Annotated in this window: 9 protein-coding genes; 1 reads left to right on the forward strand and 8 read right to left on the reverse strand. The window is 50.0% G+C overall.

Annotated elements, in window-relative coordinates; genetic code table 11:
* Nucleotides 1-1,850 (reverse strand): glycosyl hydrolase (locus V8F51_RS21160; RefSeq protein WP_337102461.1); only part of this gene is annotated, 1,850 nt, incomplete at its 3' end.
* 170 nt (nt 1,851-2,020) lie between these two features.
* Between V8F51_RS21160 and V8F51_RS21165 the strand changes: the two genes are divergently transcribed.
* Nucleotides 2,021-2,833, forward strand: coding sequence for an AraC family transcriptional regulator (locus tag V8F51_RS21165; RefSeq protein ID WP_337102463.1), 813 nt, complete (start codon nt 2,021-2,023; stop codon nt 2,831-2,833).
* On the opposite strand, the gene V8F51_RS21170 is transcribed toward V8F51_RS21165, so the two are convergent.
* The 7 genes from V8F51_RS21170 to V8F51_RS21200 all read right to left on the reverse strand — a co-directional run bounded on the left by V8F51_RS21170 (nt 2,827) and on the right by V8F51_RS21200 (nt 12,494).
* Nucleotides 2,827-3,579: a response regulator transcription factor gene (locus tag V8F51_RS21170; RefSeq protein WP_337102465.1), complete on the reverse strand. Its 753-nt coding sequence runs from the start codon at nt 3,577-3,579 to the stop codon at nt 2,827-2,829. The two genes, V8F51_RS21165 and V8F51_RS21170, sit on opposite strands and share 7 nt — an antisense overlap.
* On the reverse strand, nt 3,554-5,317 hold the full coding sequence (locus tag V8F51_RS21175; protein ID WP_337102466.1) for a sensor histidine kinase: 1,764 nt from the start codon (nt 5,315-5,317) through the stop codon (nt 3,554-3,556). Before V8F51_RS21175 ends, V8F51_RS21170 begins: the two co-directional genes overlap by 26 nt.
* A 95-nt stretch (nt 5,318-5,412) precedes the next feature.
* Entirely contained in the window at nt 5,413-6,984 is a 1,572-nt protein-coding gene (locus V8F51_RS21180) for an extracellular solute-binding protein (RefSeq protein WP_337102467.1), read from the reverse strand.
* 76 nt (nt 6,985-7,060) lie between these two features.
* Nucleotides 7,061-7,942, reverse strand: coding sequence for a carbohydrate ABC transporter permease (locus V8F51_RS21185; RefSeq protein WP_337102468.1), 882 nt, complete (start codon nt 7,940-7,942; stop codon nt 7,061-7,063).
* 33 nt (nt 7,943-7,975) lie between these two features.
* Nucleotides 7,976-8,878: an ABC transporter permease gene (locus V8F51_RS21190; RefSeq protein WP_337102470.1), complete on the reverse strand. Its 903-nt coding sequence runs from the start codon at nt 8,876-8,878 to the stop codon at nt 7,976-7,978.
* 278 nt (nt 8,879-9,156) lie between these two features.
* Nucleotides 9,157-11,568 (reverse strand): alpha-L-rhamnosidase-related protein, encoded by a 2,412-nt coding sequence (locus V8F51_RS21195; RefSeq protein ID WP_337102471.1) that lies wholly within the window; start codon nt 11,566-11,568, stop codon nt 9,157-9,159.
* 2 nt (nt 11,569-11,570) lie between these two features.
* Nucleotides 11,571-12,494, reverse strand: coding sequence for a nucleoside hydrolase (locus tag V8F51_RS21200; protein WP_337102472.1), 924 nt, complete (start codon nt 12,492-12,494; stop codon nt 11,571-11,573).
* Nucleotides 12,495-12,504 lie beyond the last annotated feature (10 nt).

Raw genomic sequence — 12,504 nt, forward strand, 5'->3', positions numbered from 1 at the left:
GTATAGGCGATCCCGCCTGACAGGCTCAACTGTGTCAGGCTTCCCCCTTGGTCGGCAGCCTCTGCTGCCGACCAACCGAACAAGGCTCGTACAATACCGTCTATCGTCGGGTCAATTGCACCGATTCGATCACTTGCCTCCGGCAACCGGTCCAGCGCGATAACAACGCCGCCTGCTTCGTGAAACAATTGAGCCTTCTTAAGCGTCGAATAACGCAAAGCGCGCATGGAAGGCAAAATCAAGACGCGATAGGCTTCTCCTGCCACGCGGAACTTGCGATCCTCCATTGTTGCCCGCTCTAGCGACTGAAAATCGATAAAATCAAAATCAATGCCTCTTTTATACAAATACTCGCCCATTTCGAAGGCTGACCTCACCGACGCTTCCCCGTCAAGTCCCGCTTCCATAGCCGCAACGGGATAAACAATGGCAACGTCGCAGGCATGAACCCCTTGGCTGAGCAAATAGCTGAGCCGCTCCGTGCATGCCATGAACGTCTTCATATGCTCCCAATACGGCATGCGGAAATGATTGCAAGGAGGCGCCCATTCCCACCAGCCGCCGAATGTCGTGTAATACAAACCGTGCAGCGTCAGCAAATTGTGTCCGGTAACGAAATTGCGAAACACCGCATCCGCTACATCCGCCGTCGTCGTGCCCCAGCCTGTGCCGTAAAATCCTTCCAGCCAAGTCCGAGGACGCTCATACAGATGGGCAATGGAGCTGGCTACTTTATTTTTGATCAGGTCGCTTTGGAAGTCGGGCTGGTCGCAGCCCGGTCCTTGATTCCAGCGCTGCGTGCGGAAATAATCGCCGAATTCGGTAATGTCCTTCCCTCTGCCGCCGTGATCGCAGCCGTAAATCATGCCGCGTTCCTGATGCCACTCGAATACCGGAATGAAATAATGCTCCTCGGATAATGCCACCATGACATCCCCGTAATCCAGTCGGATCTTAGTCGTTCGCGGGCCAATATCGATGAACAAGGCCGATAGCTCCTGCACGACGTCGTAGCCTTTGCGATTAATAAAGGCTTCCCTGAAGCGCTTGTTCCAAAGCAGCCCCCGGATGCCGAAATCCAGCTCGTCCGAGAAAAAGAATCCCAGCTTGGCGCCGCTTATCCCGGACAGCCGCTCCTCGAACCGTCCAAAAAAATGCTGAATGACCATAACCCCGCTTTCCGGATGCATCGGATCGATGGATCGCGGCTTGGGCTCTTCATAAACGATGGATAGATGCCATTTCCCCTCAGGCTTCTCCCACCGCAGCTTTCCACCCTTGACGAAGGACATGAGATTCATCATTCCCTTCGGCGGTCCCCCGTTCTCATCCTCCAACAATGCAGAGGCTGAGATCAAGCCAGCGGGAAGCTCCCTCTCGATCCATTCGCTCTGCCCCTCTGCTATCCAATCCAGGTGCGCAAGGTTCGATCCGGCAATATCCGGTCTTTGCGCCCGAATCTCATCCGTATACCATCCCTGTCCAGGCGCGCACAACGTATAGTCGCTAAGGCTGACCGCGATGCCGTATGTGCCGGCCTTCGCCGCAAACCAGGCAAACAGCTCCCACCATGCTTCTGAAAATAACGGAGGGTCGCTCTCATACGTCAATCCCCAGGCATCTCCGCCTTCGTCGCTATGCGCATAGTTGATCTGCAATCCCGTTATATGATGATCCTTTAACTGCTCCAGCTGCCAGGTCAACCTTTCCTTGGTAAGCGGCTCGCCGACCCACCAATAGAACGCAACCTCGCCGTAACCTGCCGGAGGGGCAACGAAACCCGGATACACGTCAAGCTCTTGACTTCGGCTAGGAACACCTGCCGCCGCAACGGCCTCTTCGTTATGCATGCGATACACCCCTTCATAAATCGAACTAAGCGATGATAAGCTCCATCGATTCGATCATATCGGAAATTAGCGCTTTCGAAGAGAGGAAGACGTAACCTATATGTGTATAAAACTAACCTGCTTTTGTACTCATACTATGTTAATATCTAAAGAAAAAGGAGGCGTACGGCGTGAATCAATTGCGGCTTAAGAAGTATTTCGAGGATCTTCAGGTGAACGTGACAATGGCCGGACATGTCCGAGTGCCTTCCGATTGGAAGCATCACAATCACATCACGGCGAATAACTGCCTTTATTATTTTTTGGAAGGGGAGGGGACGCTTCAAATTCGCAATTCGACCTTCAGTCCCCGGACTGGCGATTTGTTCGTGCTGCCTGCAGGAGCTCTTATTTCTTATTCCACGTCTCCAGACAATCCGTATCGCCAAATGTTTTGTCACTTCGACGCGACCGTGGGGCAAATCCCGCTTTTTCAACTCATAGATACGCCACTGCATATCTCTCTAAGCGATCAATTACAAGCAGAAACACTGTTCGGAAGGCTAATCGAGCGTTTTCATAGCAGTAACGCCTTCGCTGGACTTGCAGTGAAAGCAGCCATATTCGAGCTGCTGCAATTTATTTGGGAGCAGGAGCCGCAAAAGCCGTCAGCAGCCGTCTCACCGGCCGCCGAGCGCTGGAATGACATCTTGAGCTATATTGACGAACACGCCGACGGCCCACTGACGATCGACCAGATTGCGGACAACTTCAATTACAGTCCAAACTATTTTTTTCGTTATTTCAAATCCGCGTTTGGCATCAGCCCGCACCAGTATATCATCCAAAAACGCATGGAGAAGGCCAAGCAGCTCCTGCTGACTACCGATTGGACAACAGCCCGCATTGCGGGTGAGCTTGGCATGGAACGTTCCCATTTCTCTCGGCTGTTCCTAGCCTCCACGGATATGACGCCGCGTCAGTTCAGGAGCCTCCATCAATAACAAACGGATTTCCTATACTCTCCGGGAGTAACGCCTACCGTATTCCGAAAAACCTTATAGAACGTGCGGCTGTTGTCGTAACCGACGCATTTGGCGATTTTGTCCAGCGGCATATCTTTGGTGCCCTCGAGCAGTTGCTTCGCTTTCGTAATACGTACTTGATTCAAATATTTGACAAAGGTGTCGCCCGTTTCTCTTTTGAACATTTGTCCGACATAGCTTGGATGAAGGTTTAGGTTTGCGGCTATATCAGGCAAGGAAATATCTTTCATATAATTGGTTTCAATAAAGGCCTTCATGAGCGAAATATTCTCGTTTTGCGCAGAAGCCGCTAATGTGTTCGACGATAATGGCTCCGTTATGTGCTGTTTTTCCTCCAGCAGCGCCAAGGCGATTCGCTTCATCAGCTCGGCGAGCTCCTGTTGATTGACGGGCTTGAGCATATAATCCACGACCTGCAGTTGAATCGCTTTGCGGGCATACTCGAATACATCATGTCCGGTTAGAATGATGAACCGTTTCACCTTCTTCTGCTGAGCCTGTTTAATGAACTCGAGACCATTAATCCCCGGCATATGGATATCCGTTATGATAAGGTCGGGGTGAAAATAGTCGATTTTCTCCAATGCGTCGATCCCATCGTTAGCCAATATGATTTTGCCGAACGGCGTGTTTTCTTCCTCGATCATATCGCGAATGCCCTCTAGTATGATGGGTTCGTCATCCACGATCATCAGCCTCAACATGCTTGATCTCCCCCGTTTGCAAAATAAGAGTAAACGTAGTTCCCTGTCCATCCCCGCTTGCAACAAGCATCTTCGATTCCTTGCCGAAATACGCCTTCACGCGTTCTGTTACATTGCCGAGGCCAATGCCCGTTCCTGACGATAAAGCGAGATCTGCTATACCGCCATGAAGTCTTAGCCGCAGATTCGAAAGCTTCGGTTCCGGAATACCCGCTCCGTTATCCGTAACATGGATTTCAATAGCATCTTGTGCTCTCTTGAAATGGATAGCTATCTTCTTCGTCCCCCGCATGTTCGACAGTCCGTGAATCATGCTATTCTCTACCAGCGGCTGCAATATAAATCTCGGACAACGAACCTTGAGCAGCTCTTCATCCGTTTCAAGCTCGAACAGAAGATCCCTCATCCGAATCTGATGAATGGCGATATAGGCCTTGACATGCTCCAGCTCCTCCTGAAGCGTCGTATCATCTGATTGCGATAAACTATAGCGAAGGAGATTGCCTAAGGAATAGGCCATCTCAGCTACCGTATAATCCTTGTTCGACCTTGCAAGCATTCGCATCGTCTCCAGCGTGTTGTACAAAAAATGAGGCTGTATTTGAGCTTGCAGCATTTTGAAATCCGCATCCTTCTTCAGCAGCTCAACCTTCTGCACGTGATTGACGAGTTCGTCGATGCGCCCGATCATGGCGTTGTAATTGGATATGAGGAAGCCGATCTCATCCTTGCCCAGCCTTCCCGCATACGGTGTTCCAATATCATCCAAGCCGACTTTACGCATATGGCGGGACAGAAGCAAAATACGCTTTGTAAGCGATGACAATAAAACGTAATAAAGTACCGAAAGCAAACCAAGCAGGATAACTCCAGCTCCTGCGAGCCAAAGCTTCGTCCATAGAAATTGGAACAAGGCGTCTTGTTTATTCACTTCAACAACGGTTAGACCGAGGCGCGGCACTTGTACGGAATTAACCATAAGTCTCTCTCCGTCAACAAGGAACGTATTGTCCTCTCTGCTCAGAACGGATGATTTGATCCTCGCAAGCAGCCCGCTACGGATGACCGTTTCCCTACTCGAGCTGAAGACAGTGCCCTCCGAATCCATCAGCAGAATCGTATTTTGCGGATGAATGGCGCTAAGCGCTTTCATAAACTCCTCTAGTAAAGTCGATTTCACCTTGATTTCAACAATGCCAAGCTCGCTGGTATATGTTTCACTATAAAGCTTGTGATAGTACACCAAGGAAGGTTCCGACCCGGCGTCGATTGATTTCTTCCACAACCCCTTCGCCGGAAGCAACTTCCTCTTCTCCTCGCTGCTCAGCTTGCTGCCTATCTCCGAATAGTCCGCGAATTCAGGGAAAGACAACAGCCTTTTCTGCGTTTTCGGGTACACGACAAGCTGCTCGACCATCGGCTCGCCAAGAGACGCGAATGCAAAGGCGGGACTGATCTCCTTTAAATACGAGTAAATCAGATCCCTGTCATACACGTAATCCCCCCGCAGGAAATCAAGCAAGGCGGTATTATTTTGGTAGATGGAATACAAAGATTCGATCTTAGACAGACTGGCCTCCAAATTAGCGCCCTGCTGTTCGATATTTTGCTGATTGGTCAGTTGATACTGCGTAATCAATCGCCCATAGAGCTGGTTATAGACAAACGCCGAAAAAATAAGGAACGGGAGAACAATAAGGAAAATATAGCCAACGACCATTTTTGTGCTAATACGCATAGTATCAGATCTCCTCGATAAACTGAAAGCAAGCGAGCTCATACGGAAAGCCGCCCTTGCGGGCTAACCTTCCATATGAGCTTATAAGCAGCCTCTTATTTCGTCAAGCTATCATACTTTTCCTTTAAAGGTCCGTATTGCTCGCTTGCCCAAGCCTCCAGCTTCGACATTCCGATCTTCTCGGCTTTCTCCAACATATCTTCGTACGCTTGCAAAGCTTCGGCTTCCGTTGGCGCCAAATACACCTTCGTTACCTCTGTTTTCACCATGTTGTCAATGTTGGTACGAATGATTTGTTCTGGAGAATCCGTTTCCGGATTAATCATTCCGATAGCAGGATTGAAGGTTGTAATCTTCGAATAGGCTTCCCCTTGGCGAGTTGTTTCCGAACCTTTCTTGTAAGAGCTTAATGCCATGCCAACTCCCGTCTCAGTTGGTACTCCCCACCAGTATACGCCTTTTTGTTTTAGCGTCTCTAGATCTTGGACATTGTAGTTAAACTCAGGATATCCTTCTTCATTCCATGTCCAATCTTTCCCTTCAATTCCCCATTCCGCCGTACGCCAGCCCTCTTCAGAATACAAATATTCAAGGAACTTCACAGTCGCTTCTACATTTTTGTTATCCTTCGACACATACATGCCAAGTCCTCCGGTTCCGGTACTAACAACCGAGGCATCAGCTCCGAGAGGCTCGGCGAGCTGGATGAATTCTAAGCCTGAGTCTTTACTGGAAGCATTAAGGCGATCCGCGCCGGAATAGGTCCACGTGTAAGCAAAGCCTTTGCCGGAAACCATCATTTGCTCTGTCTCCGATTCATTCTTGTAGGCAAAATTTTCAGATGTAACATAACCGTTGCGGTATAAGCTGTTCATATACAGAATCGATTTACGTGTGGCATCTTGTCTGAGATAATATTCAATCTTTCCGTCTTTATCTGCAAATCCGCCTACTGCTCCATATTGCGTATCGAAGTAAGGACGTTGCCAGTTCGGATTAAGAATAAGCGGCGTCATGTCCGGATATTTCTCCTTTACGGCTGCAAAGGCTTTATCCAAATCTTCAATCGTGTTAATTGCCGGATTGCCGATTCCCTCCAAAATATCTTTGCGAAGCGTTAGCCCCGCCACCATCATATGGGCATATGGACTCGCTTTCCACTCCGATTCAGAAGAAAAGTCATTTCTGATGGCATAATAATTTCCATCGCTCACCGTATTGACGAGCTCCTTGACCGGGTCAAACTTCACGCTTGGAGCGTATTTCGGAAAAATCTCATTATATGGAAGGCTGATGTTGCCATCCGACATGAGCTTGAAGTTGAAGGAAACAACGATATCGGGCAAATCTCCCGATGCAACCATCAGGGCGAGCTGCTTGTCATCCGTAGCTACCGTAATTTTCGGCTTAACGCCTGTCGCTTTCGTGATCGCCTCCGGTATTTCACCCTTCCAGTCCTGGAACGGATACCATGTTGCATCGACGAACATCGTCAGCTCGACCGGTTCCTCTGTCCCGTTATTGCCGGAAGCTTCTCCTTCCGCTTTCCCATTGTTCGTGCTCGCCGCTCCGTTATTGCCGCTGTTGTTGCTGCAAGCCGATAGTGCTCCTCCTACCAATAATAATGCTGCGAACATGACAATAATCAGTTTATAGCTCTTATTCATTCCCATACCCCCGTCTATAATAGTCTTATTTTAAGGCCGCCAGTCCGATTATGAAAGCGACGGCCGAAAAACCGCATCAGCCTTTGACTGAACCTAACATCATGCCGGATACAAAATACTTTTGCAAAAACGGATAAACACCGAGAATAGGTACGATTGATACGACCATTGCCGTCGCTTGGACAGAGAAAGGCGTAACGCTGGAACGCGACATCGCTGCCGCCTGCGCATCTCCCGACGGGACCATGGATTGGTTAATAACCTGCATCATCCGGTAGGTCAGCGTACGAAGGTTCTCGTCCTGTACGAAGTAAGCTGAATCCAGCCATGCATTCCATTGACCGGAGCCGATAAACAAACTCATCGTGGCAAGCAGCGGCATCGAGACCGGAAGAATGATTTTGGCAAAAATACGCACCTCGGAGGCTCCGTCGATTCTTGCCGACTCCCCCAGCTCCTCGGGAATGTCAGTAAAGAAAGAGATCGCGATCAATAGGAAAAATAAATTCAGCATACCCGGGATAACATAAACGCCGAATGTATTAATGAGCCCAAGGCTCTTCAGCACGATATAGAAGGCGATAATGCCGCCGGAGAAATTCATTGCTACTACAACAATCGTAAAGTAGCTCTTGCGGAAGATGAGATCCCGCTTCGCAAGGCCATAGGCAACAAGCCCGGTGAACAAGACGCCTAGAACGGTGCCGACGATGGTCCTCAGCAGCGAAATGCCGAAGGCGCTGATCCACTTCGGATCCTCGAGAAAATAGAGATAGTTGCCAAATGTGAACTGCCTAGGCCACAAGTACATACCTCCGGCCGCGGTGTCGGTGCCGGCATTAAAGGTAATCAACAAAATATAGTAAAACGGATATAGCGTTCCGAAGACAACAACGACGAGAATAATCGTAATGATCGTGTCCAGTATCCGATCCTCTAGCGTTTTTCTTCTGCGCATGATGAATTCACCACTCTCTTGTTACTTATTGAATCAGAACAATCCGTTGCCCGACACGCGTTTGGCTATAGCGTTGCTGCTGAATATCAGGATCACGGAAATAACCGATTGCATAAGATCGATTGCCGTAGCGAACGAGAATCTTCCTTGGGCCAGACCGATCGTGAAGGCATAGGTTTGAATGATTTGCGACTTCTCGCTGTTAATCGTATTGCCAAGCAGCATCGATTGCTCGAAGTTTGATCCGACTAATCCTCCGCCAAGCATGCTGCCGATCGTTAGGATTAAGACAACGATGCTTGCCCCCTTCAAACCAGGCAGCGTAATGTGAATAATTCGCTTAAGACGACCCGCGCCATCCATCTCGGCCGCCTCGTATAGCGATGGATCAATGCCGGCAAGCGCTGCAAGGAATATAATCGTCCACCAGCCCGCTTCCTTCCATATGGCTGTCGAAACTGCTAGTCCCCAGAAAGCATCTGGATCGGTTAGGATGGCGAGCGGCTCCTTGATCAGATGAAGCGACAGCAGAAAATCGTTGACGATGCCGAAGCTTGACGAGAAGAAAGCAAACGATATGCCGGTAACGACAACCCATGAGATGAAATGAGGCAAATAGCTGACCGTTTGTACGAACCGTTTCACGAATACATGCCTGACTTCGCTTAAGATGATGGCGAACAGGATTGGAATCGGATACGAAAAAACAATCTTCAACAGGCTGAGCACCAACGTATTGCGAACCAGCATCGGAAAATTATAGTCGTTGATGAGCTCCTTAAAGTGTGACAAGCCTGCCCAGGAGCTGCTGAATATCCCGTCGATGCCGGTTGATATTTTATAATTTTTGAAGGCGATGATAATTCCGAACATCGGAATATAACTGAATACGAGCAGGAACAACAATCCAATCCATACGAATATCTGGAAGGGCAACTGTCTTTTGAACTGCTTTAGAAATAAAGATTTTTGAATGGGATTCGCCTCTCCTTTCGGTCTGTTTCGTGCTAGCTAGCTGCGCTGCGACCTCTTGTTTCTCATTATAAAAGCGCATACATTTTATGAAAACGGTTCATTTCGCATAAAATGATGTCCTTTTTCAAGGTGGAGCATACGGCAAAAAAAAAGAACCATTCATTGAGGTAATCAATGATTGGTTCTTTTTCGAGCAAATAACGAGTACTAGAGGGTGTAACGAAAAAACTTAATACTACTCACTTTGAAAACAATTCCTGCACTTTGGTTGCCGCTTCGAATCGCCCTCCAGCTTGGAAATCTACCTGCTCGCCGTTCGGCAGCACGATTATAAGCGGGATTCCTACCGGTCCAATGCCCGACAGGCGGAATACGCCCTCATCATCTAGCGTCCATTCGACTTCAACAGCTCCATGACGTGTGGCGACACGACCTCTCGCCCAACTCAACTGCAACGGCTTCGGCTCAACGACGATCGTCGAGAAGCCCGGAGCTCCCGGCCGAACCCCTAGAATCTCGCCTGTGAATTCCGATAGCGGCAGAGCGCTCCAAGCGTGGCAATCGCTCCGAGGATTGTTGTCATCCGTCACTTCTGGCAGCGTCGTTAAATTCACCCGCAAAAATGCTTTCCAGCGATCAATCACGCTGGAGGCTTTGTCGTACAGCCCGTGGCGTGATAACATCCGGAACAGTTCATAGGACGCCGGCACCGAAAGCTGCGCCATGTGCAAGTCAGACGTTTCAATCGTACGTTCCAGCAACAGGGCAGCCTCGTCACCTTTAACAGCACCACATAAGACACCCCATACCTGCGTATGCTGGCTGAAATCGTCCACCTCCGGTCCATCCGCGAACAGCCCGCGGTCCGGCCGCCAACAGAGACGTAGCAGCGCTACGTTCACGGCATTCGCATCAGTCCTCGCTTCGCGTGCAGCATCCGTCCAATCTAAAGCCTCATATAGTTCAGAAGCTGTATGGAGTGCCGCCGCGAACATCTGACTAAGTAGTGTGAGCGGACCGTGGGCATGTGCCGGAGGCGTGCCGATCTCCCATTCTTTGCACCAGTCAAAATAGGGCCAGTATGCGCGCGGCGTCGGAGCGACTAAAGCCTCTGGCGTCAACATTCGCCGGAACCAATCAAGTACCCCTGTCATCGTCGGCAAGTAACGCCGAATCAAGCCGCGATCACCATAATGCAAATAATGCTCATAGAGCATATGAATCCAATATAACGAGAACGAAGGGATGACCTGTCTGTACTCAGATGGATAGCGGCTCTGCAGCATACCTGACGGCAGCGCTGAGCTGTGGTAATCGAACAATGTACGACGAGCCATTCGGTCATCGGCACTGACCGCATAGGTGAACAACATTTGCAGGCGGGTATCCATTGTGTATTGCAACTGCTCGTAATAAGGGCAATCCTCGTACGTTTCGTGCATGCAGCGCCGAAGTGTGTTCAGCGACAATCCCCACAGCTTGTCATAATCCGGATCTGAGCAAGCGAAAGACGCCTGTACCTCAAGCGGGTAACCTGTGTCCCGGTAGGACAGCAGCACAAGCTCTAAAGGCTCATCTTTCGCGGTCGCTTCAAGCCTGATATACCGAAACGTACGGAATTCGAATGGTTCGTACCGCTCATTCTCTTGTCCGGTGCCTATTCCAGCTGCAGTGTAATAATCCGCTTCTCCGATCAGGATCCCGTTCTTGGCATCGTCGCGGATCCCCTTCACTTTATGGTGTACGGTGGATGTCGGCTCCTCGTAGGATTCGGCGTAAAGAAGCTTGAGCCTACTCTCGCGGCCGCCGCGTAATTCCAATGTCACGTAGCCGGTCACTAACTCGCCGGCATCAAGCTCTATCCATATGGATTCGCCCGCTTCGACCCGTACGGTTTCCTCTCGTCCTCCGTCCAGAATGGCCTCACAATACGAAAGATCTGCTCTATCATCAGCCTTTGTGATGCCTCGGAACGAAGCGAGCGACTCACGCATAGGCGGAATCGGACGCGGTGCTAATTGCCAAGGGGTCAGTTGACCAAATCTATCGTCAGTCTCGCAGACGATTATCGCATTCTCCCAACCATCAGCTGTGAATCCAGGTAGCTCCCAACCGTGGTCAAGTCCTCTTCCGTCGGTATCTTCACAACCGCCGAGAAAGAAGACTATCGGGCTCGGCACAAGCTTAAAGCCCGACATCTTCTTGCACTGCCACTTCTCATCGGAATGCAACGACTGGGAGTGCCCGTTTCGTTCAGTTAGTTCACCTTCGAGCAGCATAGCACCGCTGACTGCCCGATGAATCGAAAGCGGTCCGCCCTCTCCCAGCAAATGCGGTCCCGAAGGAGCGTAATGCAGCACCTGAACAGCCAACACGTTCGTTCCTGCTGCCAAACGATCACTAAGATCTACGGTCTCATAATAATGCGTTGATCGATCACCCTTGCATGGCCCAACGGAGACCGATTCCCCGTTAAGGAACAAGCGATAGCGGCTATCTGCGGTGACGTCGACGACAAGCCGAGCGTCGTGCGGATCGAATACTTCGAACTCGCGACGGAAGCACACCATCTCGTGCGCTCCCGGTTCCAATGTCCATGGATATCCCTGATGCCAGAGCCAACTAGCGTTCCATTTACGATTCTCCTCCATCTTTACGTCCTCCTAGCGAACAGTTCCAACTTGGCATACATATCTTCCAACGTAAATCTAACATCGACTTGACGGTAAACCCTGATCATCCGTTCCGTTTGATGGTGGATATAATGCATATCAGGGGTGATTCTCGGAGCAGGGATCGTGTCATAACCGTTCGTATACTCAAGATCGTCGAGAATGAGACTTACAGCCGGAGAGTCTCCAAGTCCCCAGGTCTCTCCCCGAGGCCACACGTTCGCTGGATCACTATTGAATTGAACGAGCTGCTCGAACAGATACTTCCCTATCTGACCGTGAGGCTTTACCCTGCTCTCCAACTCCGCCAAGCTGACACGCATCGTCCCGTACACATTTTGCGGTACCTGCCAAAGAGGGATTGGAGAACTCATAACCACGTTTGCCGCATGGATATCATTGCTCAGGTTGAATTCCAATCTTCCGTTGGGATAAGGCCCGCCGCCAATCCAAATCGCCGTCAATCGGTCTGCGATCCGAGGCTCCATGAGATAGGCCGAGGCCAAATCGGTTAACGGCCCAAAGAAAACAACGAAGAGACGGTGCGAATCGTCCTTAAGCGCTTCTCGGATAATCGCTTCGGCGCCTTCCGAGCCAACCGGCGTTTGTTCGTCCGGCAAAGCATGGGTGGCGCCTTTATAGATCGGAACATTCCCTGCCTCTCCCATTAAATGCGTAACAAATTTCGCTTCGGCATAGCTTTCTTCAATAGATTCCGTTGTTCGCCAAGTGCCGAAATGAGCGGCGATGATCCCCATGTTAATGAACATCGGGGTGAGCAAGGCATGAACAATCGCGTATTGGTCATCCGCTTCGTTCTTGACATCGGAATTGATTAGAAGACGGACCCGCTTCCGTTCCGTAACCTGAAAAGACAATCCCCTATTTTCACCTGTATGCCGCATCTGCATAAAA

The sequence above is a fragment of the Paenibacillus sp. YIM B09110 genome (genome assembly GCF_037167145.1).
GTDB lineage: Bacteria > Bacillota > Bacilli > Paenibacillales > Paenibacillaceae > Pristimantibacillus.